Below are 24543 nucleotides of genomic sequence, written 5' to 3' on the forward strand. Positions count from 1 at the left end.
AAGTCAACCAAGGAAGCCGCCATGAGCAACGTCTATCAGTTCGAAGCCAGCTCGCTTGCCGGACAGCCGGTGCCGCTGTCCCGGTTCAGCGGCAAGGTGCTGCTGATCGTCAATACCGCCAGCGAGTGCGGTTTCACGCCGCAGTACGCCGGCCTGCAGGCGCTGCAGGAGCAGTACGCGCAGGGCGGCCTGGAAGTGCTGGGCTTTCCGTGCAACCAGTTCGGCAAGCAGGAGCCGGGCGACGCCACGCAGATCGGCCAGTTCTGCGAAGCGCGTTTCCACGTCACCTTCCCGATGTTCGCCAAGATCGACGTCAACGGCGCCAACGCGCATCCGCTGTATCGCTGGCTGACCTCCGAGAAGCCCGGCGTGCTGGGCCTGGAAGCCATCAAGTGGAACTTCACCAAGTTCCTGCTGCGCCGCGACGGCACGGTGTTCAAGCGCTACGCGCCCACCACCAAGCCGGAGGACATCAAGGGCGACATCGATAAGCTGCTGGCCGAGGCGGCCTGAGGCAGGCACCGGGCCAGCGCTGGCCCGGCCGGACATGACAAGGGCGCAGCCGCGGCTGCGCCCTTGTCGCTTGCGGCATCGGCCGACCCGCGCGCCGGCTCAGCCGCCGGCCTGCACGGCCCGCAGGAAGCCGTTGAGCGAGCGGTCGGGAGTTTCATGGAAGCGCTCGTCGAGCATGACGATGCTGCGGCAACGGTCCAGGCGGAAGCTGCGGTAATCCGTGCGCGTGGTGCACCATGCCGCCAGCAGCCAGCTATTGCCCCAGAAGAACAATCCCAGCGGCTGCACCACGCGGTCGGTGGCGCGCTGCTGCGCGTCGGTGTAGTCCAGGTGCAGCAGGCGCTGCGCGTTCATGGCGCCGTGCACCACGTCGAAGGCACTGCGCACCTGCGGGTGGTTGACGAATTCGGGCGCGAACACGCGGCTTTGCTGCGCCGCGAGGCGCCGCGCCGGCGGCAGCGCCGCCACCAGTTTCTCGAGCGCCGGATCGGCCGCGGCGGCGAGCGCGCCACCGCCCCAGGCCTTGAGCAGACGCAGTCCGGCCACCAGCGCCTCGACTTCCATGGCGGTGAACATCAGCGGGGGAACGTCGTAGTCCGCGCGCAGCCGGTAGCCGATGCCCGCCTCGCCCTCGACCGGCACGCCCGACAGCGACAGCGCCTGGATGTCCCGGTACACCGTGCGCTCGGACACGCCGAGCCGCTGCGCCAGCAGCGCCGCCGTGGTGAGGCGGCGCCCCCGCAGGACCTGGACGATCTGGAAAAGGCGGTCGGCGCGGCGGCTCATCGGGCTTGGTTCATGTCTCGGGCGGCGGGTGGGTTGGCTACGGTCAGGCTGCCTGCGGATCTTCCGGCAAGCCTGCTCAGGCCGCCAGCGGCTGGTGCAGGCCGATCCGGTTGCCTTCGCTGTCGATGATATGCGCGATATGGCCGATATCGCCAGGCAGCTGCAGCGGGCCGAACACGGTCTTGCCGCCCGCGGCCTGCACGCGCGCCAGCAGCCCGGCGAGCCCCGGGGCGTGCAGGTAAGGCACGCAGCCGTCGGCCGAGGGGCGGTATGACTCGCCCGCCACCAGCGCGCCGCCGGGTTCCATCTCGCCGAACACCGCCATGTCGACCTGCTGCATGGCCTCGCGCTTCAGGCTGGTCTGGAACACCTGCTCGTAGAAGCGGATGGCACGGTTCATGTCGGCGACGGGGATTTCAAGCCAGTTGATCAGTCCACTCATGATGACCTCTGCGGTTGGGGTTGGAGAGGCCGATCATGCGCGGGGGCTCCTGACAACGTCCTGTCAGCAGCGATGCGCGGGAATTCAGCGCGGCATCCAGGTCGCCAGCACCGGCACCATCACCGCCGTCAGCACGCCGTTCAGGCCCATGCCCAGCGCGGCGAAGGCGCCGGCCTCCTGGTTGACCTGGAACGCGCGCGCGGTGCCGATGCCGTGCGCCGCCAGCCCGGTGGCGAAGCCGCGCACGGTGTAGTCGGTGATGCGCAGCAGGTTGAGCAGCTTGGTGGCGCTGACCGCGCCGATGATGCCGGTCACCATCACCAGCACGGCGGTGAGCGAAGGCAGGCCGCCGATCTTTTCCGCCACGCCCATGGCGATGGGGATGGTGACCGACTTCGGCGCGAGCGAGCGCACGGTTTCCGGCGAAGCGCCCAGCAGCCAGGCGATGCCCACCGCCGAGACCACCGCCACCAGCGAGCCCGCCAGCAGCCCGCCCAGCAACGGCAGCACGTGCCGGCGCAGCTTGGGCAGTTGCAGGTAGAGCGGCACCGCCAGCGCCACCGTGGCCGGGCCGAGCAGGAAGTGGACGAACTGCGCGCCGTCGAAATACGTCTTGTAGGGCGTGCCGGTCACCGTCAGCAGCGTGACCAGGATGGCCACCGCGATCATCACCGGGTTGGCCAGCGGCGAGAAGCGCGCGCGCTCGTAGATGCGAAAAGCGAACACGTACGCCAGCAGCGTGGCGGTCAGGCCCAGCAGCGGGCTGGCGGCCAGGTAGACCCAGATCTCGTTCAGGCGCGGCGTCATCATGCGCGCTCTCCCTTGCCGGCCGGTGCATCGGCCGCGGGCGGCCGCGCGCGGCCCATCAGCGCGCGTGCCACCAGCGCCGTGGTGGCGATGGCCAGCCAGGTCGACAGCACCAGCGCGACCACGATCGGCAGCCACTCGCCGCCGATGCGGTGCGCATGGACCATGATGCCCACGCCGGCCGGCACGAACAGCAGCGACAGGTGCTTGAGCAACTCGGAGGTGGTGCCCTGGATCACCGGCAGGATCCGGTCGTCGATGGCGAGCCAGCAGAACAGCAGGATCATGCCGATCACCGGGCCGGGCACCGGCAGGCGCAGGGAGTAGCTGAGCGCCTCCCCGACGGATTGGAAAACCAGCAGGATGGCGAAGGTCTGGAGCATTGCGGAGGGCGCGGGAGAAAGCGGTTCTGGAGCCACCGCATGGTAACCCGCAGCGGACCGGTTTGGCAGCGGGATGCGCCAGCGCCGCCCGCGGTGCCCGATATTTTTTCACTCCCTCTCCCCTCATGGCCCGAGGGGAGCAAACCTGCGCGTCGCCGCCCGACGGCCGCTTCAGCCGACCAGCCGGTCCACCAGCTCGACCCAGTGCAGCACCGGCGTCTGCGTGCCGCTCTGCAGGTGTGTGATGCAGCCGATATTGGCCGAGACGATCGCGTCCGGCTTCGAGGCATGGAGGTTGGCGAGCTTGTCGTCGCGCAGGCGGTAGGACAGTTCAGGCTGCAGCACCGAGTAGGTGCCCGCCGAGCCGCAGCACAGGTGGCTGTCGGCGCAGAGTTTCACGTCCACGCCGAGCGAGGTCAGCAGCGCTTCCACCTTGCCGCGGATCTGCTGGCCGTGCTGCAGCGTGCAGGGCGGATGGTAGGCCACGCGCTTGGCGTCGCCGCCGGTACGCTGCCCGGCCATGTCCTTCAGGTTGTCGGCAAAGTCCGGCAGCAGCTCGGACAGGTCGCGCGTCAGCGCCGAGATCCGGCGCGCGCGCTCCGCATAGCGCGCATCGTTGCGCAGCAGGTGGCCGTATTCCTTGACCATCACGCCGCAGCCCGAGGCCGTCATCACGATGGCTTCCGCGCCGGCTTCCACCAGCGGCCACCAGGCGTCGATATTGCGGCGCGCATTGTCGAGGCCGCCGTCGTGGTCGCCGGTGTGGTACCGCACCGCGCCGCAGCAGCCGGCCTCGCGCGCCACCAGCAACTGCACGCCGAGGCGGTCGAACACGCGCGCGGTGGCGGCATTGATGTTGGGCGACATCGACGGCTGCACGCAACCGTCGAGCAACACCATCTTGCGCGCGTGCGTGTTGCGCGGCCACGCGCCGGCGGCGGCCGGCTTCGGCACCTTGTTGCGCAGCGCCTGCGGCAGCAGCGGGCGCACGCGCTGGCCCAGGCGCATGGCGGTGCCGAACAGCGCCGGGCGCGTCATGCTTTCGCGCAGGGCCCAGCGTGCGAGACGTTCTCCAGCCGGGCGGTGCACCCCCTGGGCTGCAAGGCGGTCATCCACCACCTTGCGGCCGATATCCACCAGCCGGCCGTAGCGCACGCCGGAAGGGCAGGTCGATTCGCAGTTGCGGCAGGTCAGGCAGCGGTCCAGGTGCAGGCGCGTGCTTTCCGTGACGGGGTGGCCTTCGAGCACCTGCTTCATCAGGTAGATGCGCCCGCGCGGGCCGTCCAGCTCGTCGCCGAGCAGCTGGTAGGTGGGGCAGGTGGCGGTGCAGAAGCCGCAGTGCACGCATTTGCCGACGATCGACTTGGCTTCTTCGCCTTCGGGTGTGTCGCGCAGGAATTCGGCCAGGGTGGTTTGCATGGTCGGGGACTCTCCGGTGCCTTTGCTGGATGTGGGTGGGGCCTGGCTCGCGGCTCAGAGGCCAGCGTACATGCGATGCGGATTGAAGATGCCGGCGGGATCGAAGCTGGCCTTGAGGCGCTGGTGGATCGCGGCCAGCGGCGCCGCCAGCGGCGTGAACACGCCCGCTGCCTTGTCGCCGTTGCGGAACAGCGTGGCGTGGCCGCCGGCCGCGCTGGCCACGGCACGCACGACGGCGGCATCGGCCGCGCTGTCGGCGCCGCCCAGCCACCAGCGCTGGCCCCCGCCCCATTCGATCAGCTGGCTGCCCGGCAGCGCCAGCGGCGCGGCGGTGGTGGGCACGGCGATGCGCCACAGCGCGCGCCCGGCCTGTACCGGCGCAAAGAAGGGATGTTGCTGGTCGCGCAGCGCGCGCCACAGCGCATCGGCTTGGTCCGGCGCCACGGCCTCGCCGCCCAGGCGCTCGCGCGCGGCGCGCAAGGCCGCCGCCGCGCCCGACAGGCGCAGGTGCAGCACGCCGTCGTGCCAGGCCGAGGCCGCGATGGGCAGCGGCTGGCCGCCCCACTCGTTGAGGTGGTCGAGCGCATCCGGCTCGCTCAGTGCAAAGCGCAGCGTTGCGTCGTCGAAGGGCACGGGCAGCACCTTGAGCGAGACCTCGAGAATCAGCCCGAGCGTGCCCAGCGATCCGGCCATCAGGCGCGACACGTCATAGCCGGCCACGTTCTTCATCACCTGGCCGCCGAAGTTCAGGATGTCGCCGCGGCCGTCCATCACTTGCGTGCCCAGCACGAAGTCGCGCAGCGCGCCCACCGCCTGCCGGCGCGGGCCGGACAGGCCGGCCGCTACCGCGCCGCCGATGGTGGTGGCGCCGTCGCCGAAATACGGCGGCTCGAAGGCCAGCATCTGGCGGCGCTCCGCCAGCGCTGCCTCGATCTGCGCCAGCGGCGTGCCGCAGCGCGCGGTGATCACCAGCTCGGGCGGGTCGTAGTCGACGATGCCGCTGTAGGCGCGCGTATCGAGCACCTCGCCCTGCAGTTGCTGGCCATAGAAATCCTTGCTGCCGCCGCCGCGCAGGCGCAGTGGCGCGCGCGTGTCGGTGGCGCGCCGGATGGTGTCGCGAAAGGCGTCGAGGGTGGCTTGCTGGTCGGCTGGCATGGGTGCTGGCTCGTTCTGGTTTGTGTGGGCCCGGGTCGCCCCGGGTCGGCTTGAGCCGGCCCGGGCGCGGTAGGGGTCAGGCCGGCGCGGGCTTGCCCAGGCGCCGGCGCGTCCGTGCGTTCTGCCGGGCGCGCGGCGCGGCGTCGTGGCCTGCCATGCTCAGAAGCGCGGCAGGTCGGGGTGCGGCAGCACGCCGCGCTTGACATGCATGCGGCCGTATTCCGCGCAGCGTGCCAGCGTGGGAATGGCCTTGTCGGGATTGAGCAGGCGCGCCGGGTCGAAGGCCGCCTTGACGCCGAAGAACATCTCGCGCTCCTCCGGCGCGAACTGCACGCACATGGAATTGAGCTTCTCCACGCCCACGCCGTGCTCGCCGGTGACGGTGCCGCCCAGCTCCACGCAGCTCTCCAGGATGTCGGAGCCGAACAGCTCGGCACGGTGCCATTCGTCCTGATCGGCACCGTCGAACAGGATCAGCGGATGCATATTGCCGTCGCCGGCGTGGAACACGTTCATGCAGCGCAGGCCGTACTTGCGCTCCATCTCCTCGATGCGCTTGAGCAGCGTGCCGATATGCTTGCGCGGGATGGTGCCGTCCATGCAGTAGTAGTCCGGCGAGATGCGGCCAGCGGCGGGGAAGGCATTCTTGCGCCCGCTCCAGAAGCGCAGCCGCTCGGCCTCGCTCTGCGACACGGCGATGCGCGTGGCGCCCGAGGCGCGCAGCACCTCGCTCATGCGCTCGATCTCCTCGGCCACTTCTTCGGTCGTGCCGTCGGATTCGCACAGCAGGATGGCGGCGGCGTCGAGGTCGTAGCCGGCGCGCACGAATTCCTCCACGGCGACGGTGGCGGGCTTGTCCATCATCTCCAGCCCGGCCGGGATGATGCCGGCGCCGATCACGTCGGCCACGGCGTCGCCGCCCTTGGCCACGTCGTCGAAGCTGGCCATGATCACCTGCGCCAGCTGCGGCTTCGGGATCAGCTTGACCGTCACCTCGGTCACCACCGCCAGCATGCCTTCGGAGCCGATCAGCACGGCCAGCAGGTCCAGCCCCGGCGCGTCGGGCGCCTCCGAGCCGAACTCCACCACCTCGCCTTCCATGGTGACGGCGCGCACGCGCAGCACGTTGTGCACCGTGAGGCCGTATTTCAGGCAATGCACGCCGCCCGAGTTCTCGCTGACGTTGCCGCCGATGGTGCAGGCGATCTGCGAGGACGGGTCGGGCGCGTAATAGAGATTGAACGGCGCGGCGGCCTCGGAGATGGCCAGGTTGCGCACGCCCGGCTGGACGATCGCGGTGCGCGAGCGCGCATCCACGCTGACGATGCGCTTGAACTTGGCCAGCGACAGCACCAGCCCGGTGGCGATCGGCATGGCGCCGCCCGACAGGCTGGTGCCCGCGCCGCGCGGCACCACCGGCACCTGCAGCGCGTGGCACAGGCGCAGGATGGCGCAGACCTGTTCTTCCTTGTCGGGCAGCGCCACCGCCATGGGCAGCTGGCGGTAGGCGGCCAGGCCGTCGCATTCGTACGGCGCGGTGTCTTCGGGTTTCCACAACAGGGCCGCATCGGGCAGGATTTTCGCCAGGCCTTCGAGCAGCGCCGCGCGGCGGCTGTCGTCGGTGACCTGGGAGACTTCGTGCGGGGCGTTCATGGCAACTCCTGTAGTGGCCGCAAGCAGGCGCCATGGCGGCGCGCAAGCGGGTGGGGAGCAAGGACTATAGCGCAGCGCGGTCGCCGCGCAGCCATGCGGCGACGTGAATTCCGCATGGCAGGCCGATCAAAATCGCTCATGTCGGCGGCGGGCCGGAACATGGCAGGCGCGGGGCAGGTGCGCGATTCCAGCTTAGCACCGGCGGCCGGCGCCGGACGTCACCGCCGCGGTACGCCGGCGCCACATGCCTGCCGCGCCGCTACCACTCCAGGCCCAGCAGCCAGTCGACGAAATAGCGCGCCTCGGGCTTGAGCGGCGCCTGCTCGCGCTCGACGATGTAGTAGCCGTGCGGCGAAACCGACTCGATATCGAGCAGGCGCACCATCTGGCCCAGCGCCAGCCACTGGCGGGCCATGCGCTGGCGCACCAGCGCCACGCCCTGGTTGGAGGCGATGGCCTCCAGCATCAGGCCGATGTCGTTGAACTGCGGGCCGGTCTGCGGCTCGGGCCAGTCCAGCCCGGCGGTCTCGAACCACGGCTTCCACGGCTCCAGCGGGCTGCGCAGCAGCACCAGGTTGTGCAGGTGTTCGGGCCTGGTAATGGAGCGGCCATCGATGCGCTCGTAGTATTCGCGCCCGCAGGCCGGGAACACCGGCTCGACCAGCAGTTTCGTCGTCTTCAGGTCCGGGTAGCGCCCGGTGCCGTAGCGGATCTCGACGTCGGTGTCCTCCGCCTTCACGTCGAGGAAGGGGATGGCCAGGTGCAGCTCGGTGTCGATATGCGGGTACAGCGCGGTGAACTCGGGCAGGCGCGGCACCAGGTGCTGGCGGCCGAAGGTGGGCGGGATCGCCACGCGCAGGCGCGTGCGCTGCTTGTTGTACTCGGGCCGCGCCAGCTCGTTGAGGGACTTGAGCGCGTCCTGCACGTTACGCAGGTAGCGCGTGCCGGCGGAGGTCAGGCGCAGCGCGGCATTGGAGCGCACGAACAGGTCCTCGCCCCACAGTTCCTCGAGGTTCTTGATGCGGTGCGATACGGCGCTGGGCGTGACCGACAACTCCTCCGCCGCGCGCGCGAAGCTGCCCAGGCGGGCGGCGGCCTCGAACGCGATCAGCAGGTGCAGCGGCGGTACGCGGTTGAACACGGCGGCCATGGACGGCCTTTAGCGCGAGGCGCGGAAGATCTTGCCCGGGTTGAGGATGTGGTTGGGATCGAGCGCGTTCTTGATGGCGCGCATCAGGTCCAGCGCGTCCTCGCCGTGCTCGCTGACCAGGAAGTCCATCTTGTGCAGGCCCACGCCGTGCTCGCCGGTGCAGGTGCCGCCCATGGCCAGCGCGCGCTCCACGATGCGCCGGTTGATGGTCTCGGCCTCGGCCAGTTCCTCGGGCCGGGCCGGATCGGTCAGGATCGCGACGTGGAAATTGCCGTCGCCCACGTGGCCCACGATGGGGCAGGGCAGGCTGGAGGCGTTGAGGTCGTGCTCGGTCTCGGTCACGCAGTCAGCCAGGCGCGAGATCGGCACGCACACGTCGGTGGTGACGGCGCGGCAGCCCGGCTTGAGCTGCAGCATGGCGAAGTAGGCGGTATGGCGGGCGTTCCACAGGCGGCTGCGGTCTTCCGGCCGGGTGGCCCATTCGAAGCCCTGGCCGCCATGCTCGGCGGCGATCTGCTGGACGGTCTCGGCTTGCTCCTTGACGCCGGCCTCGGTGCCGTGGAACTCGAAGAACAGGTGCGGCATCTCCGGCATGGCGAGGCTGTCGTGCCGGTTGATGGCGCGGATGGCCAGCGCGTCGACGAACTCCGCGCGCGCGACCGGCACGCCGAGCTGGATGGTGTCGATCACCGCCTGCACCGCGCTGCCCATGCTGGGGAAGGCGCAGATGGCGGCGGAGACGGCCTCCGGCTGCGGGTAGAGCCGCACCGTGACCTCGGTGATGATGCCGAGCGTGCCTTCGCTGCCGATCATCAGGCGGGTCAGGTCGTAGCCGGCGGAAGACTTGCGCGCGTGGGTGCCGGTCTTGACGACGCGGCCGTCGGCCATGACCACGGTCAGCGCCAGCACGTTCTCGCGCATGGTGCCGTAGCGCACCGCGTTGGTCCCGGAGGCGCGCGTGGCGCACATGCCGCCCAGCGACGCATCGGCGCCCGGGTCGATCGGGAAGAACAGGCCGGTGTCCTTGATTTCCAGGTTGAGCTGCTTGCGGGTGACGCCCGGCTGCACCGTCACGTTCAGGTCCTCGGCCTGCACCGACAGCACGCGGTTCATCTGTGACAGGTCCAGGCTGATGCCGCCGGCCACCGCCAGCAGGTGGCCTTCGAGCGAGGAGCCGGCGCCGTAGGGAATCAGCGGCACGCGGTATTCATTGCACAGCCGGGCCACCTCGGCCACTTCCTCGGTGGTGTGGGCGAAGACCACGCCGTCCGGCGCGGCAGGCGGGAATGGCGATTCGTCGCGCCCGTGGTGCTCGCACACGCCCGAAGAGGTGGAAAAACGTTCGCCGAAACGGGCCTGCAAGGCATCGCGCACGGCTGCCGGCAGCGGCTGGCGCACCAGCGCCGTAAGGGGGGTGGGATGGTTCATGGTGTCTCCGGCGGGACTGCGGCGGCGGGCTGCCGTGCGGCGCCCGCCATCGGGGGAGGCGCGCGCGACGGTGCCGGCACTGGCGCCCGACAGCGTATTGGGCGAATCCCGTATTCTACGCCGCGCCTGTGCCGTCCAGCGCATCAGGCGCCGCAACGCGCACCCCGGGCCGGATGGCGGGCAGGCCGGCGCCGGCCGCCGCCGCGGCCCCCGATGGGCGCCATAATGCTGGATTGCCAACGAGGAGACCCCCATGGGCAACCGCCTGACCAAGATCGCCACCCGCACCGGGGACGGCGGCACCACCGGCCTCGGTGACGGCAGCCGCACCGGCAAGGACAGCCTGCGCATCGCCGCCATCGGCGATGTCGACGAACTCAATTCGAATATCGGCGTGCTGCTGACCGAGACGCTGCCCGACGAGGTACGCGCGGCGCTGCTGCATATCCAGCACGACCTGTTCGACCTCGGCGGCGAGCTGTCCATCCCCGGCTACGTGCTCGTCAAGCCGGAACAGGTGCTGCAGCTCGACGAATGGCTGGCGCACTACAACGCCGCCTTGCCGCGGCTGGCCGAGTTCATCCTGCCCGGCGGCAGCCGCGCGGCGGCCGTGGCCCATGTCTGCCGCACGGTCTGCCGGCGTGCCGAGCGGGCCCTGGTGGCGCTGGGCGCGCAGGAAGCGCTCAACGAAGCGCCGCGCCAGTACCTGAACCGGCTCTCGGACCTGCTGTTCGTGCTGGCGCGGGTGCTCAACCGCGCCGCTGGCGGCAGCGATGTCCTGTGGCAGCGCGGGCGCTGAGGCAGCCCCGGTCTTGCGTCTCAAATAAAGTATGGCAAGGCGCACAAAATGCGGCTTGCCGGCGGGTTTGGCGTGGCGGTGCTCAAGTCATCGCGCCGGCTTGCCGTTGAACACCCGGAAAAACCGAGAAATTTACTCGGAATTGCGCCTGCGGCACTTGAAATGGCCCCGGACGGCCACATTTCGGCTTCAGGACGAATTGCAGCGCCCACGGATAGTGGGGCTCAAGAGGAGAGAATAAATGGGTAAGATCATCGGTATCGACCTCGGTACCACCAATAGCTGTGTCGCGATCATGGAAGGCAATACGCCGAAGGTGATCGAAAACGCCGAAGGTACGCGTACCACCCCGTCGATCATCGCCTACATGGAAGACGGCGAGATCCTGGTGGGTGCGCCGGCCAAGCGCCAGGCGGTGACCAATCCGCGCAACACCCTGTATGCGGTGAAGCGCCTGATCGGCCGCAAGTTCGAAGAAAAGGAAGTACAGAAGGACATCGGCCTGATGCCGTATTCCATCGTCAAGGCCGACAACGGCGACGCATGGGTGTCGGTGCGCGACCAGAAGCTGGCGCCGCCGCAGGTGTCGGCCGAAGTGCTGCGCAAGATGAAGAAGACCGCGGAGGACTACCTCGGCGAGCCGGTGACCGAAGCCGTGATCACGGTGCCGGCCTACTTCAACGACTCGCAGCGCCAGGCCACCAAGGACGCCGGGCGCATCGCCGGCCTCGACGTCAAGCGCATCATCAACGAGCCGACCGCGGCCGCGCTGGCGTTCGGCCTGGACAAGAACGAGAAGGGCGACCGCAAGATCGCCGTGTATGACCTCGGCGGCGGCACCTTCGACATCTCGATCATCGAGATCGCGGACGTGGACGGCGAGAAGCAGTTCGAAGTGCTGTCGACCAACGGCGACACCTTCCTGGGCGGCGAAGACTTCGACCAGCGCATCATCGACTACATCATCGGCGAGTTCAAGAAGGACCAGGGCGTCGACCTGTCCAAGGACGTGCTCGCGCTGCAGCGCCTGAAGGAAGCGGCCGAAAAGGCCAAGATCGAACTGTCGAGCTCGCAGCAGACCGAAATCAACCTGCCGTACATCACGGCGGATGCCTCGGGTCCGAAGCACTTGAACCTGAAGATGACGCGCGCCAAGCTCGAAGCGCTGGTGGAAGAACTGATCACCCGCACCATCGAGCCGTGCCGCATCGCGATCAAGGACGCCGGCGTCAAGGTCAGCGAGATCGACGACGTGATCCTGGTCGGCGGCATGACCCGCATGCCCAAGGTGCAGGAACAGGTCAAGGAATTCTTCGGCAAGGAAGCGCGCAAGGACGTGAACCCTGATGAAGCCGTGGCCGTGGGTGCCGCGATCCAGGGCTCGGTGCTGTCGGGCGACCGCAAGGACGTGCTGCTGCTGGACGTGACGCCGCTGTCGCTGGGTATCGAAACCCTGGGTGGCGTGATGACCAAGATGATCACCAAGAACACCACCATCCCGACCAAGCATGCGCAGGTGTTCTCGACCGCCGACGACAACCAGCCGGCCGTGACCATCAAGGTGTTCCAGGGCGAGCGTGAAATGGCCACCGGCAACAAGCTGCTGGGCGAGTTCAACCTCGAAGGCATCGCACCGGCGCCGCGCGGCCTGCCGCAGATCGAAGTCTCGTTCGACATCGACGCCAACGGCATCCTGCACGTGGGCGCCAAGGACAAGGCGACCGGCAAGGAAAACCGCATCACCATCAAGGCGAACTCGGGCCTGTCGGAAGACGAGATCCAGCGCATGGTGAAGGACGCCGAGGCCAACGCCGAGGAAGACAAGAAAGCCCGCGAGCTGGCTGACGCCCGCAACCAGGCCGACGCGCTGATCCACTCGACCAAGAAGGCGGTCACCGAATACGGCGACAAGCTCGAAGCGGGCGAGAAGGAAAAGATCGAAGCCGCGATCAAGGAACTGGAAGACGCCGCGCGCGGCGGTGACAAGGCCGAGATCGACGCCAAGGTCAGCGCGCTGTCCGACGCCAGCCAGAAGCTGGGCGAGCGTGTCTATGCCGACATGCAGGCCAAGGCCGGCGAGGCAGGCGGCGCGGGCGCGGCCGGTGCCGCCGGTGCTGCAGGCGCGGGCCAGCAGCAGGCCCATCCGCAGGACGACAATGTCGTGGACGCCGAGTTCAAGGAAGTCAACGACAAGAAGTAATGGATGAGCGGGGGAGGGGCGCGCAGCACAGGACCGCCGCCAACCCCTGTCCCGACGCCGGGCGACGGACATCTGACAAAGCGGGGAACCGCCGTCGGATGCCGCGCTCGGCTTTTTTGCTATCTTCTTTGCTATTTATTTGCCCCGGGCGGGTCTCGCACGCGCCACAGGGCCAATCAGGTAACCAGCCACCATGGCAAAACGTGACTACTACGAAGTGCTCGGGGTGGGCAAGAACGCCAGCGACGACGATATCAAGAAGGCGTATCGCAAGCTGGCGATGAAGCACCACCCGGACCGCAATCCGGACAGCAAGGATTCGGAAGAGAAGTTCAAGGAGGTCAAAGAGGCCTACGAGATGCTCTCCGACTCCGAGAAGAAGGCGGCCTACGACCAGTACGGCCACGCCGGCGTCGACCCCAACATGGCGGGCGGCTTCGGCGGCGGCGGCCAGGGCTACGGCGGCTTCGCCGAAGCCTTCGGCGACATCTTCGGCGATATCTTCGGCCAGCAGGGCCAGGCCGGCGGACGCCGCGCCGGCGGCGGCCCGCAGGTGTACCGCGGGGCCGACCTGCGCTACAGCATGGAGATCTCGCTCGAGCAGGCCGCGCACGGCCACGAGGCGCAGATCCGCGTGCCGCACTGGGACGAGTGCGAACACTGCCACGGCAACGGCGCCGAGCCCGGCAGCAATGTCGAGACCTGCCCGACCTGCCACGGCGCGGGCCAGGTGCGCGTCTCGCAGGGCTTCTTCTCGATGCAGCAGACTTGCCCGAAGTGCCACGGCACCGGCAAGCATATTCCCAAGCCATGCACCAAGTGCCACGGCCAGGGCAAGATCAAGTCGCAGAAGACGCTGGAGGTGAAGATTCCCGCCGGCATCGACGAGGGCATGCGCATCCGTTCGTCGGGCAACGGCGAGCCGGGCATCAACGGCGGCCCCCCGGGCGACCTGTACGTCGAAGTCCACATCAAGCAGCACGCGGTGTTCGAGCGCGACGGCGACGACCTGCACTGCCAGATGCCGATCTCCTTCGCCACGGCGGCGCTGGGCGGCGACCTGGAAGTGCCCACGCTGGGCGGCAAGGCCAGCTTCCCGGTGCCCGAAGGCACCCAGCCCGGCAAGACCTTCCGCCTGCGCGGCAAGGGCATCAAGGGCGTGCGCTCGGGCTATCCCGGCGACCTCTACGTGCATGTGAACGTGGAAACGCCGGTCAAGCTGACCGAGTCGCAGAAGGACATCCTGCGCCAGTTCGACCGCTCGGTGCATGAAGGCGGCTCGCGCCACAGCCCGCAGGAGCAATCCTGGCTGGACAAGGTGAAGAGCTTCTTCAGCTGATCCGGCTCGCGGCATGCGGCCGGCCACGCGTGAATGCGTGGCCGGCCTTTTTGTTTTGTGGCGCGCGATAATGACAAGTCGCCCGCCTGCAGGCGGCGCCAACCGACGCTGGTGATTTTCCCGTGGCAGTTTCCCCATTTCCCATGCCTTCCCTTTCCGGCCAGGCACCCGGCACGCTTCGCAGGCCCGCCGCCGGCAACGATCCCTTCGTCCTGCTCGACGATGCCACCGCCGCCCCCGGCGAGGCGGTATCGCGCCTGTACACCGGATTCGTCCGCGAGGATGTGCTGCCCGATGCCACCGCGCTCGACGCGCTCGATGCCATGCTGGCCGAAGGCTGGCGTCAGGGCTGGCACGCCACGCTGTTCGCGCCCTATGAATTCGGCGGGCCGCTGGTCGGCGTCGCCGTGCATCCAGGCCAGGCCCTGCCGTTCCACGACGGCGCGCTGCGGCTGCTGTGGTTCCGGGCGCTGCAGAAGCTGGACAGCGAGGCCGTCGCGCAATGGCTGGCGGGCCGGCAAGCCGGGCAAACCGAACAAGGCGGGCAACCGGCCGGCGTGCTGGACGTCGCGGCCGATACGCCGGAGCCAGCCTTCCATGCGGCGATCGCCCGCATCCACGCTTGGATCGAGGCCGGCGACACTTACCAGGTCAACTTCACCCAGCGCCTGCGCTTCGGTGCCTTCGGCGAGCCGCCCGCGCTCTATGCGGCGCTGCGCGCGGCGCAACCCGTGCCCTACGCCGTGCTGGCGCGGCTGCCCGGCGATGGCTGGGTGCTGTCGCTGTCGCCCGAACTGTTCGTGCGCCATGACGGGCAGGGCCATCTGCTGACGCGGCCGATGAAAGGCACCGCGCCGCGCAGCGGCGACCGGGCACGGGATGCCGAGGCTGCCGCCGGGCTGGCCGCCGACGCCAAGAACCGCGCCGAGAACGTGATGATCGTGGACCTGCTGCGCAACGACCTCGGGCGGGTGGCGGTGCCGGGCACGGTGGCCGTGCCGGAGCGCTTCGTGGTGGAGCCGTTCGGCCAGGTGCTGCAGATGACGTCGACCGTGACCGCCACCGCGCGTGCGGGCACGAACGTGGCCGGGCTGCTGCGCGCGCTGTTTCCGTGCGGCTCGATCACCGGCGCGCCCAAGCGCCGCACCATGGAGATCATCGCCGAACTGGAGTCCTCGCCGCGCGGCCTCTACACCGGCTCGATCGGCTGGATCGACGCGCCGGCGGCACCGGCACAAGCCTTTCCCGGCGCATTCGCGCTATCCGTGGCGATCCGCACGCTGGTGCTGGGCGCGCCGGGTGCCGACGGCCTGCGGGCAGGCGAGATGGGCGTGGGCGGCGGCATCGTCCACGACAGCGACGCCGCCGGCGAGTACGCGGAATGCGGCTGGAAGGCCCGCTTCCTGACCGCGCACGACCCGGGCTTCACACTGTTCGAGACGATGCGCGTGGAGGATGGCGCATGCCAGCGGCTGGACCAGCATCTGGCACGGCTCGGCGCATCGGCGGCCTGTCTTGGCTTTCGTTTCGAATCCGCCAGCGCGCGGGCGGCGGTGCGCGAAGCGGTGGCCGGGCTCGCTGCCGGCTGCTGGCGCCTGCGCCTGGCGCTGGACAAGACCGGCGGCCTGGCCGTGACCCATGGCGCGCTGGCGCCCCTGGCCGCGCAGCCCGCCTCGTTGCTGCTGGCCGCGCAGGCACTTCCCGATGCGGATGTGCTGCGTTGCCACAAGACCAGCGCGCGCGCAATCTACGACGCGGGCTGGCAGGCGGCCGAACGTGCCGGCGCCTTCGACAGCCTGTTCTTCAACACGCGCGGCGAACTGCTCGAAGGCGGGCGCAGCTCGGTGTTCGTCAAGGTGGATGGCGAGTGGCTGACGCCGCCGCTGGCGGCGCATATCCTGCCCGGCGTGATGCGCGCCGCCGTGCTGGCCGATGGCAGGCGCTACCTGGGCGGGCCGGTGCGCGAGGCGGTGGTCACGCGCGCCATGCTGCGGCGCTGCGAGGCGCTGGCGGTTGCCAACTCGCTGCGCGGCGTGCTGCCCGCGGCGCTCTCTGCCGGCGGGTAAGGTCAGGAAAGCACAGGCAGGGACCCGCAGCCGGCCGGCGCCGCGGGTCCGCGGCGGCGGATCAGGCGGAGAAGGTGTGCTCGGCAGCCGGGAAGCTGCCGTCCTTGACGGCCGCCACATAGGCCCGCACGGCGGCCTCGATCGAGCCCGCGCCGTCCATGAAATTGCGCACGAACTTGGCCTTGCGGCCCGGGTAGACGTTGATCATGTCCTGCAGCACGAGCACTTGCCCGGAGCAATCCGCGCCCGCGCCGATGCCGATGGTCGGAATGGCCAGCAGGCCGGTCACCACGCCCGCCACCGCCGCCGGCACGGCTTCCATCACGATCAGCTGGGCGCCGGCGGCCTGCAGCGCGAGCGCGTCGCGCTTGAGTTGCGCGGCGCTTTCGTCAGTCTTGCCCTGCACCTTGAAACCGCCCAGCGCGTGCACCGACTGCGGGGTCAGGCCGATATGCGCGCACACCGGGATGCTGCGCTCGACCAGGAACTTGACGGTGGGCGCGAGCCAGTCGCCGCCTTCGAGCTTGACCATGTGCGCGCCCGCGCGCATGAGCGCGGCGGCGCTGGCGAAGGCCGTCTCGGGCGTGGGGTAGGTGCCGAACGGCAGGTCCGCCACCAGCAGTGCGCTCTGGTTGCCGCGCGCCACGCATTCGGTGTGGTAGATCACCTGCTCCAGCGTCACGGGCAGCGTGGTCTGCTGGCCCTGCATGACGTTGCCTAGGGAATCGCCGACCAGCAGCACCTCGACGCCGCAGTAGTCGAGCAGCGCGGCGAAGCTGGAGTCGTAGGCGGTCAGCATGGCGATTTTCTCGCCGGTGGCGCGCATCGCCTGCAGCTTGGGGATGGTGACGGTCTTGCGGGAGGGGTCGAGGAGGTAGCTCATGACGTTGGGCCGGTAGAGAGACGGGAGGCGGGCCGGCCGCCATCGGGCGTGCGGCGTTGCGCGGTCCCCTGCAATCCGCTTTGCCGCGGTGCGCGGCAGCGGCTGCTGTCGTTATGGTCAGGCTGGCAGGCGGGTACCTGTCAGGGCGCAGCGAGATTGAGAAAGGCCTTGCGGCCGCGCATGTTTTCGATGCGCGACATTAGTGTACGGAAATCACCGTCATTGTCCACCGGACTGAAGTGGGCGGTGTCGACGATCATCACCGGCGCTTCGTCATAGCGGTGGAACAGCTCGCCGTAGGCGTCGCACAGACGATCGAGATAGGCCTCGTCGATGCTGGACTCGCCGGGCGCGTTGCGGCGCGCGATGCGCTCGCGCAACAGCGCGGGCGAGGCCTGCAGCACGATCACCAGGTCCACGCGCTGGCTTTGCGCAGGCAGGCGCGCGGCGAGGGCATCGTACAGCGCCAGTTCGTCCTCGGGCAGCGTGAGCCCGGCGTAGAGGCGGTCCCTCGCGTAGAGGAAGTTGCCCACCATGCGCTGGCCGGCCAGCAGGGCCGCCTGCCATGCCGCCAGCTGCTGCGCGCGCCGGTTCATCAGCGACAGTTGCAGGGGCAGGGCGTAGCGCGCCGGCTCGCGGTAGTAGCGTTCGAGGAAGGGGTTGTCGCGCGCGGTGTCGAGCAGTTCGCCGGTGCGCAGGGTTTGCGCCAGGCGCTGCGCCAGCGCCGTCTTGCCGGCGCCGATGGGGCCTTCCACCACGATTCTGCGCAAGTGTTCGAGCATGGGCGGATCCGGTGGCTAGAGAAGCGGGTCAGGGGAGTGGTGCAGGGGGGCGCGGGGCAGACAGCGGCGTGCCCGTTCGCTGCGCTGGCGCGGCGTCAGGAAGCGCCGCGCGCCTCGGCTTGCCGCGTGCACTGGCAGAACGAGATCTTTTCCACGCGCTGCGCATTGACCGCGGGCAGGAAACCGGCGGCGGGGCCCAGCCCCGGGATCACCAGCGCGGCGTCCAGCTCGAGCAGCGGCACCAGCGTGAAGGCGCGCTCGGCCACGCGCGGGTGCGGCACCGAGAGATGCTCGCCGCGATGGATCTCGTCGCCGAACAGCAGCAGGTCCAGGTCGAGCGTGCGCGGCGCGTTGTGGAACGGCCGTTCGCGGCCGAACTGGTCTTCGATGTGGTGGCAGATGCGCAATAGCTGGGCGGCGGTGAACGAGGCTTCCACCTTGACCACCGCATTGAAGTAGTCGTCGCCGCCCGCATCGACCGGGGCCGTGCGGTACAGCGACGATCGCGCCAGCACCGTGATGCCGACCTGCTGGGCCAGGCACACGATGGCATCCTTGAGGGCCTGCCGGGCATCGCCCAGGTTGGCCCCGATGCCGATAAAGGCAACTGTCATTACGATTCCTCCGGCTGGACGCGCACCTTGCCGGTTTTCCGGTCTTCACTGGAGCCGGCTTCCTGGCTCGCATCCATATCGCTCCGGGAGGAAACTTTATCCGATTTCCGCGGACTGCGCCGGCGGCGCTTCTTGCGTGCCGGGCCGCCGCCTTCGCCGCTGTCACCGCCGCCTTCCCAGTCGGTGGGCTGATCGCCGCTGTCGGTGCTGCCGCCGCCGCCACCGCCACCCTGCTTGCCGCCGCGCGCCGGGCGCACAGCGTCGATCAGGGCTTCGCGGCCCTCGCCGTCGGCGTTCTGGAAGTCCTGCCACCAGCGCGCCAGCTCGGCCGGCTGCTCGCCGGAATCGCAGCGCAGCTGGAGGAAGTCGAAGCCGGCGCGGAAACGCGGCGACTCGATCAGGCGGAACGGCATGCGGCCCACGCGCTTCTCGAAGCGCGGCTGCATGCCCCAGATATCGCGCATGTCGGTGACGAAGCGGCGCTGGATGGCAAGCTGGCCGGTCTGGCGTTCCAGCACGTCGTCCATCGCGATATTGAGCGCGGCGATGGCGTGCTCGCCTTCCTCGCGCAGCGCGGTCCAGCGCTGCAGCACGTGGTGCCACAGCAGCGCGGCGAACAGGAAGCCCGGCGAGACCGGCTTGCCGACCTGCACGCGCTGGTCGGTGTTGTCCAGCGCCAGCTGCACGAAGCGCTGGCCCATCGGCTGCTCGATCGCCACGTCCAGCAGAGGCAGCAGGCCCTTGTGCAGGCCGGCCTTGCGCAGCTCCTGCAGCGAGGCCCAGGCATGGCCGGACATCAGCAGCTTGAGCATCTCGTCGAACAGGCGCGCGCTCGGCACGTTGTGGATCAGCGAGGCCAGGTCGGCGATCGGCTGGCGCGTGTCCTCGTCGATGCCGAAGCCGGTCTTGGCAGCGAAGCGCACCACGCGCAGCATGCGGATCGGGTCCTCGCGGTAGCGCGTGACCGGGTCGCCGATCATGCGCAGGGTGCGCGCGCGGATGTCTTCCATGCCGTGGTGGTAGTCATACACCGTCTGCTCGGCCGGGTCGTAGTACATCGCGTTGATGGTGAAGTCGCGGCGTTCCGCGTCTTCGGCCTGCGAGCCCCACACGTTGTCGCGCAGCACGCGGCCCGAGGCGTCGATCGCATGGGTCTTGCTGTCGAGCTCGGCGCGCTTGAGGCGACGCCCTTCGGGAAGCGTCTCGCTGGCGATGGCGTCGACCAGCGCGCGGAAGGTGGAGACCTCGATGATCTCCTGCTCGCGCCCGCCGTAGAAGGTCACGTGCACGATCTGGAAGCGCCGCCCGATGATGCGCGAGCGGCGGAACAGCGCCTGCACCTGGTCGGGCGTGGCGTTGGTGGCGACGTCGAAGTCCTTGGGCTTGATGCCGAGCAGCAGGTCGCGCACCGCGCCGCCGACGATGAAGGCCTGGTAGCCGGCCTGCTGCAGCGTGGAGGTGACCTTGATGGCGTTGCGCGAGATCAGCGTCTGGTCGATCTGGTGCTCGTCATGCGCCACGATGCGCGGCGTATGGGCACGCTGGCCACGGCGCTTGGCCGGGCGCTGCTGGGGGCCCGGCTTGCCGAGCAGCCGGTTGATTAGCTTCTTGATCACGTCAGAACAGATCCATGATGCGCCAGCCGGCCGCGGCGGCGTGGTGACGCAGGCGATCGTCCGGGTTGGCGGCGATCGGTTCGCTGACCTTTTCCAGTAGCGGCAGGTCGTTGGCCGAATCGCTGTAGAAGGTGGTGGTTTCGAAGGCATCCCACTGGGTGCCCATGCTCTTTAGCCAGGCCTCGACGCGGGCGATCTTGCCCTCGCGGAAGCTGGGGATGCCCGCCACTTCGCCGGTGAAGGCGCCGTCCGGCTGCCCGTTGGCGGTGGCCGGCTCGGTGGCGATCAGGTGCTTGATGCCGAAGGCGGCCGTGATCGGCGCGGTGACGAAGCTGTTGGTGGCGGTGACCACCGCGCACAGGTCGCCGGCGTCGAGGTGCTTGTACACCAGCGCGCGCGCCTGGGGCGTGATGACCGGATCGATCACTTCGCGCATGAATTGCTTGCGCCATGCTTCCAGGCGGTCGCGCGGATTGGCGGCCAGCGGCGCCAGCGCAAAACGCAGGAAGGCCTGGATATCCAGGGTGCCTGCCTTGTACTGCCCGTAGAACTCGTCGTTCTTGCGGCGGTAGGCTTCCTCGTCGACAACGCCGAGGCGCACCAGGAAGCGCCCCCATTCGTGGTCGCTGTCGGTCGGGAGCAGGGTGTGGTCGAGGTCGAACAATGCCAGATTCATGGGCGGCGATTTTACATTAACGTGATTGTTGCCGGTTTCTTGGCGTCACTGCACCGCGGTACATGCAAGCACGGGGCATGCCAGTGGCCGCGGGCACCGTGCCGGTAGCCTGCGCTCACTCGCGCAGCTCCGCAAACATTTCCCGCAGCAGCGGCAGGGTGACGGCGCGCTTGCGCTCGAGCGAATAGGTGTCGAGCGCGTCCAGCAAGGCCATCAGGCTGGGCATGTCGCGGTAGTGGCGCGTGACCAGCCAGTGCGGGATTTCGGGCGAAAGCTGCAGGCCGCGCTCGCGCGCCGCCTGCACCAGCGCCGTCATCTTGTCTTCGTCCGACAGCGGTGCAAGCTGGTAGACCAGGCCCCAGCCCAGGCGCGTGCGCAGGTCCTCGCGCACCGGCATGGCCAGCGGCGCCACGCTGCCGGCCACCACGATGGCGGTGCGCACGTGGGCGCGCACCTCGTTGTAGAGCGAGAACACCGCGATCTGGCGCGCTTCGTCAAGCAGTTCCACGTCGTCGACGGTGTAGAGTTGGCAACTGGGATCGAAGATGAAGTCCGACAGGGCATGGTGCGGGCTCAGGTAGCGGCAGCCGATGCCGGCCTGGTAGCCGCTTTCGCAGATCGCGTGCAGCAGGTGGGTGCGGCCCGAGCCCGTTTCACCCCACAGGTAGATCAGGCGGTCGGACGCGCGCTCCTGCGCGACGGCCGTGGCCAGGTCGCTCAGGCGCTGCACCGGCTCGCGGTTGGCGGCCACGAAGAAATTCTCGAAGGTCGACGGCGGCGGACTGCCAAGTTCAAGCGAAAGCTGCTTGGGACGCGGATACATGACGTTTCGGTTACTTGGGATGAAAGCCAGCTACCGGGTAAACGCGTCGCGGCATGCTTGCGCCGACCGCCCGCAGGGCGCATGCGCGCTGGCCGGGGGCCGCCTGATTGATGTGCATCGGCATGGTGTGGGGGCAAGACTTCATGACGCGGGAAACCGGAAACTGGAAGCCGGAAGCCTGTATCCGTTAAAATTGCGATTCTACTGGACTCGCGGCCGCAAATCGCCGTCGTGAGCGCCGCATTCCTCACTTCACACCCCCAGGACGAGCAGGTTCTATGAGCGCATCCCCCACTTCCGGCCAGGCAGGCCTTTCCTACCGCGATGCCGGCGTCGATATCGATGCGGGCGACGCGCTCGTAGACCGCATCAAGCCGTTCGCCAAGCGCACCATGCGCGAAGGCGTGATGGCCGGCATCGGGGGCTTCGGCGCGCTGTTCGAGCTGTCGAAGAAATACAAGGAGCCGGTGCTGGTTTCCGGCACCGACGGCGTGGGCACCAAGCTCAAGCTGGCGTTCCAGCTCAACCGCCACGACACCGTGGGCCAGGATCTGGTCGCGATGAGCGTCAACGACATCCTGGTGCAGGGCGCCGAGCCGCTGTTCTTCCTCGACTACTTCGCCTGCGGCAAGCTCGACGTGGAAACCGCGGCCACCGTGATCCAGGGCATCGCCCACGGCTGCGAGCTGTCCGGCTGCGCGCTGATCGGCGGCGAGACCGCCGAAATGCCGAGCATGTACCCCGACGGCGAATACGACCTGGCCGGCTTCGCCGTCGGCGCGGTCGAGAAAAGCCGCATCATCGACGGCAGCACCATCGTCCCGGGCGACGTGGTGCTGGGCCTGGCCTCGTCGGGCGCGCACTCCAACGGCTACTCGCTGGTGCGCAAGATCATCGAGGTGGCCAAGCCGGACCTGAACGCCGATTTCCACGGCCAGCGCCTGCAGGACGCCATCATGGCGCCGACCCGCATCTACGTGAAGCCGCTGCTGTCGCTGATCGAGACCCTGCCGGTCAAGGGCATGGCCCACATCACCGGCGGCGGCCTGACCGAGAACGTGCCGCGCGTGCTGGCGCAGAACGTGACCGCCGTGCTGCAGCGCGATGCGTGGACCCTGCCGCCGCTGTTCCAGTGGCTGCAGGCGCAAGGCAACGTGGCCGACGACGAAATGCACCGCGTGTTCAATTGCGGCATCGGCATGGTGGTGATCGTGGCCAAGGAAGACGCCGAGCGCGCCATCCGCCATCTGCAGGCAGCCGGCGAAGCTGTGTGGCAGATCGGCGAAATCCGCGAGCGCGCGGAAGGCCAGGCGCAGACCGTGGTGGTCTGAGCGTCAGCGCCCCGGCAGCAAAAACGGCACATGCGAGCATGTGCCGTTTTTTTTTTGCGCGCGCCAATCCGCCTATTCAGCCCCACCCATCTTGGTCAGTGCCTCTCCCGTCACCCGGCAGATGCGCCAGTCCGGCAGCACGTCCGCGCCCATGGCCCGGTAGAAATCGATCGACGGCGTGTTCCAGTCGAGCACGGTCCACTCGAAGCGGCCGCAGCCCCGCTCGACCGCCAGCGCCGCCAGGTGCTTGAGCAGCGCCTTGCCCATGCCGTGGCCGCGCCAGGCCGGTTCCACGTAGAGGTCTTCCAGGTAGAGGCCGCGCCTGGACAGGAACGTCGAGAAGTTGTGGAAGAACAGCGCGAAGCCGACCGCCTGCGGCCCTTGCGCACCGGGCACCTCCACCAGTACCGCCTCGGCCAGCGGGCGCGGGCTGAACAGCGCCTCATGCAGCTTCTGCGGGGTGGCTTCGAGGAGGTGGGTCAGCTTTTCGTACTCCGCCAGCGCCGAGATCAGCTGGAGCAGCGTGTCGCAGTCGGCGGCGGTGGCGGGGCGCAGGACAAAACGGGGAGCGGCGGCGGTGGTCATGGCAGTGCGCGGGGCGAGTCGAGAAACGCGGATTATCGCCCAGGCATCACTTTGGCCGGCGCTTCTGGTGCAATTGTTGCGAATGCCTGCGCCGGTCCAGGCGCGGCTGCCGGGCCGCTCAGGCCTGCCCGATGCGGGCCAGCTCCGCCACCCGCGCCACATAGCCGGGCGCGAGGCAGTCCACCACCTCGCGCTCGGGCGTGCTGCGCAGCCACGTGAGCTGGCGCTTGCAGAGCTGGCGCGTGGCGGCCAGTCCGCGCTCGCGCATGGTGGCGAAGTCGGTCTCGCCGTCGAGGTATTCCCACACTTGCCGGTAGCCCACGCAGCGGATCGAGGGTAGCGTGGGCTGCAGGTCGCCGCGCGCGCGCAGGCGTTCCACTTCCTCGATGAAGCCACCGGCCAGCATGGCGTCGTAGCGGGATTCGATGCGCGCATGCAGCGCCGCGCGGTCCGATGGCTCCAGCGCGATCACGCGAAAGCGGCGATCGGCCGTGCCGGCAAACGTGCGCTCGTCCGCCTGCCGCGCCAGCAGCGTGGACATCGGCTGGCCGCTGAGCCGGTGGATTTCCAGCGCGCGCTGGATGCGCTGCGCGTCGTTGGGCGCCAGCCGCGCGGCGGTGACCGGGTCGACCTCGGCCAGCATCGCGTGCAGGGCCGGCCAGCCGCGCTCGGCGGCCAGCGCGTCGAGTTCCGCGCGCACTGCGGGGTCGGCCTGCGGCAGGTCGTTCAGGCCCTGCGTCAACGCTTTGTAGTAGAGCATGGTGCCGCCGACGATCAGCGGCTCGCGGCCGCGCGCGCGGATCTCGCCGGTCAGGCGTTCGGCGTCCGCCACGAACTGCGCGGCCGAATAGCTCTCGGCCGGGTCGATGATGTCGATCAGGTGGTGCGGCACCGAGGCGAGCTCGGCCGCGGACGGCTTGGCGGTGCCGATATCCATCCCGCGATAGACCAGGGCCGAATCGAGGCTGATGATCTCGACAGGTGTCTGCGCCGCCAGCGCGAGCGCGGCGGCGGTCTTGCCCGATGCGGTGGGGCCGAGCAGGCAGACGACGGGCGCGGCGTGGCCGGGGGGAGCGGAGGCTGTCAAGGCGAT

General features: G+C 69.1%; 24 protein-coding genes. 7 read left to right on the forward strand and 17 right to left on the reverse strand.

The genetic code is table 11. The features are described 5' to 3' along the window. Positions 1-21 precede the first annotated feature (21 nt). Positions 22-513 (forward strand): glutathione peroxidase, encoded by a 492-nt coding sequence (locus tag AC1DKV_RS10450; RefSeq protein ID WP_441618457.1) that lies wholly within the window; start codon positions 22-24, stop codon positions 511-513. A 99-nt stretch (positions 514-612) separates the two neighbouring features. Here the strand turns inward: AC1DKV_RS10450 and AC1DKV_RS10455 are convergent, their stop codons facing one another. From AC1DKV_RS10455 to AC1DKV_RS10495, 9 genes are all read right to left on the reverse strand, one after another. After that, entirely contained in the window at positions 613-1299 is a 687-nt protein-coding gene (locus tag AC1DKV_RS10455; protein ID WP_441618459.1) for a helix-turn-helix transcriptional regulator, read from the reverse strand. 76 nt (positions 1300-1375) lie between these two features. Beyond that, positions 1376-1741, reverse strand: a complete 366-nt coding sequence (locus AC1DKV_RS10460) for a VOC family protein (protein WP_441618461.1) — start codon at positions 1739-1741, stop codon at positions 1376-1378. Between the two features lie 84 nt (positions 1742-1825). Then, positions 1826-2551 (reverse strand): LrgB family protein, encoded by a 726-nt coding sequence (locus AC1DKV_RS10465; protein WP_441618463.1) that lies wholly within the window; start codon positions 2549-2551, stop codon positions 1826-1828. Next, positions 2548-2931 (reverse strand): CidA/LrgA family protein, encoded by a 384-nt coding sequence (locus AC1DKV_RS10470; protein WP_441618465.1) that lies wholly within the window; start codon positions 2929-2931, stop codon positions 2548-2550. The genes AC1DKV_RS10465 and AC1DKV_RS10470 overlap by 4 nt, the downstream gene beginning before the upstream one ends. Positions 2932-3102: 171 nt before the next feature. After that, on the reverse strand, positions 3103-4350 hold the full coding sequence (gene glcF, locus AC1DKV_RS10475) for a glycolate oxidase subunit GlcF (RefSeq protein WP_441618467.1): 1248 nt from the start codon (positions 4348-4350) through the stop codon (positions 3103-3105). A 54-nt stretch (positions 4351-4404) separates the two neighbouring features. After that, entirely contained in the window at positions 4405-5505 is a 1101-nt protein-coding gene (glcE, locus tag AC1DKV_RS10480) for a glycolate oxidase subunit GlcE (protein WP_441618469.1), read from the reverse strand. Positions 5506-5664: 159 nt separating this feature from the next. Continuing rightward, positions 5665-7158, reverse strand: coding sequence for an FAD-linked oxidase C-terminal domain-containing protein (locus AC1DKV_RS10485; RefSeq protein WP_441618471.1), 1494 nt, complete (start codon positions 7156-7158; stop codon positions 5665-5667). Positions 7159-7417: 259 nt separating this feature from the next. Next, positions 7418-8308, reverse strand: a complete 891-nt coding sequence (locus AC1DKV_RS10490) for a LysR substrate-binding domain-containing protein (protein ID WP_441618473.1) — start codon at positions 8306-8308, stop codon at positions 7418-7420. Positions 8309-8317: 9 nt separating this feature from the next. Continuing rightward, entirely contained in the window at positions 8318-9736 is a 1419-nt protein-coding gene (locus tag AC1DKV_RS10495; RefSeq protein WP_441618475.1) for an FAD-binding oxidoreductase, read from the reverse strand. Positions 9737-9989: 253 nt separating this feature from the next. Here AC1DKV_RS10495 and AC1DKV_RS10500 point away from each other — a divergent pair, with 253 nt between their 5' ends. From AC1DKV_RS10500 to AC1DKV_RS10515, 4 genes are all read left to right on the forward strand, one after another. Beyond that, complete coding sequence (locus tag AC1DKV_RS10500) at positions 9990-10535, forward strand: cob(I)yrinic acid a,c-diamide adenosyltransferase (protein ID WP_441618477.1); 546 nt, start codon at positions 9990-9992, stop codon at positions 10533-10535. A 241-nt stretch (positions 10536-10776) separates the two neighbouring features. Beyond that, the gene (dnaK, locus tag AC1DKV_RS10505) at positions 10777-12735 is read left to right on the forward strand and encodes a molecular chaperone DnaK (RefSeq protein WP_441618479.1); all 1959 of its coding nucleotides are present in this window, start codon (positions 10777-10779) and stop codon (positions 12733-12735) included. 193 nt (positions 12736-12928) lie between these two features. After that, positions 12929-14074, forward strand: coding sequence for a molecular chaperone DnaJ (dnaJ, locus tag AC1DKV_RS10510; protein WP_441618481.1), 1146 nt, complete (start codon positions 12929-12931; stop codon positions 14072-14074). A 143-nt stretch (positions 14075-14217) separates the two neighbouring features. Further along, complete coding sequence (locus AC1DKV_RS10515; RefSeq protein ID WP_441618483.1) at positions 14218-16140, forward strand: chorismate-binding protein; 1923 nt, start codon at positions 14218-14220, stop codon at positions 16138-16140. 61 nt (positions 16141-16201) lie between these two features. Here the strand turns inward: AC1DKV_RS10515 and panB are convergent, their stop codons facing one another. The 6 genes from panB to hda form a co-directional block, all read right to left on the reverse strand. Beyond that, a complete protein-coding gene (gene panB, locus AC1DKV_RS10520) occupies positions 16202-17023 on the reverse strand; it encodes a 3-methyl-2-oxobutanoate hydroxymethyltransferase (protein WP_441618485.1) in 822 nt (273 codons plus the stop codon). Positions 17024-17163: 140 nt separating this feature from the next. After that, positions 17164-17805: a deoxynucleoside kinase gene (locus AC1DKV_RS10525; RefSeq protein WP_441618487.1), complete on the reverse strand. Its 642-nt coding sequence runs from the start codon at positions 17803-17805 to the stop codon at positions 17164-17166. Positions 17806-17900: 95 nt separating this feature from the next. Further along, entirely contained in the window at positions 17901-18419 is a 519-nt protein-coding gene (gene folK / locus AC1DKV_RS10530; RefSeq protein ID WP_441618489.1) for a 2-amino-4-hydroxy-6-hydroxymethyldihydropteridine diphosphokinase, read from the reverse strand. Further along, positions 18419-20035 carry a polynucleotide adenylyltransferase PcnB gene (pcnB, locus tag AC1DKV_RS10535; protein WP_441618491.1) on the reverse strand — a complete coding sequence of 539 codons (1617 nt, stop codon included), beginning with the start codon at positions 20033-20035 and terminating at the stop codon, positions 18419-18421. Before pcnB ends, folK begins: the two co-directional genes overlap by 1 nt. 1 nt (position 20036) lies before the next feature. After that, positions 20037-20711, reverse strand: a complete 675-nt coding sequence (locus AC1DKV_RS10540) for a histidinol-phosphatase (protein ID WP_441618493.1) — start codon at positions 20709-20711, stop codon at positions 20037-20039. Between the two features lie 115 nt (positions 20712-20826). Then, positions 20827-21534 carry a DnaA regulatory inactivator Hda gene (hda, locus tag AC1DKV_RS10545; protein ID WP_441618495.1) on the reverse strand — a complete coding sequence of 236 codons (708 nt, stop codon included), beginning with the start codon at positions 21532-21534 and terminating at the stop codon, positions 20827-20829. 19 nt (positions 21535-21553) lie between these two features. Here hda and AC1DKV_RS10550 point away from each other — a divergent pair, with 19 nt between their 5' ends. After that, positions 21554-21769: a hypothetical protein gene (locus AC1DKV_RS10550; RefSeq protein WP_441618497.1), complete on the forward strand. Its 216-nt coding sequence runs from the start codon at positions 21554-21556 to the stop codon at positions 21767-21769. Between the two features lie 43 nt (positions 21770-21812). After that, positions 21813-22865: a phosphoribosylformylglycinamidine cyclo-ligase gene (gene purM / locus AC1DKV_RS10555; protein ID WP_441618499.1), complete on the forward strand. Its 1053-nt coding sequence runs from the start codon at positions 21813-21815 to the stop codon at positions 22863-22865. A gap of 72 nt (positions 22866-22937) precedes the next feature. On the opposite strand, the gene AC1DKV_RS10560 is transcribed toward purM, so the two are convergent. Both AC1DKV_RS10560 and miaA read right to left on the reverse strand, forming a co-directional pair. Next, positions 22938-23450: a GNAT family N-acetyltransferase gene (locus tag AC1DKV_RS10560; protein ID WP_441618501.1), complete on the reverse strand. Its 513-nt coding sequence runs from the start codon at positions 23448-23450 to the stop codon at positions 22938-22940. A 118-nt stretch (positions 23451-23568) separates the two neighbouring features. Beyond that, positions 23569-24537 (reverse strand): tRNA (adenosine(37)-N6)-dimethylallyltransferase MiaA, encoded by a 969-nt coding sequence (miaA, locus tag AC1DKV_RS10565; protein ID WP_441618503.1) that lies wholly within the window; start codon positions 24535-24537, stop codon positions 23569-23571. Positions 24538-24543: the final 6 nt, after the last annotated feature.

Source organism: Cupriavidus sp. 05T41, assembly GCF_056396525.1.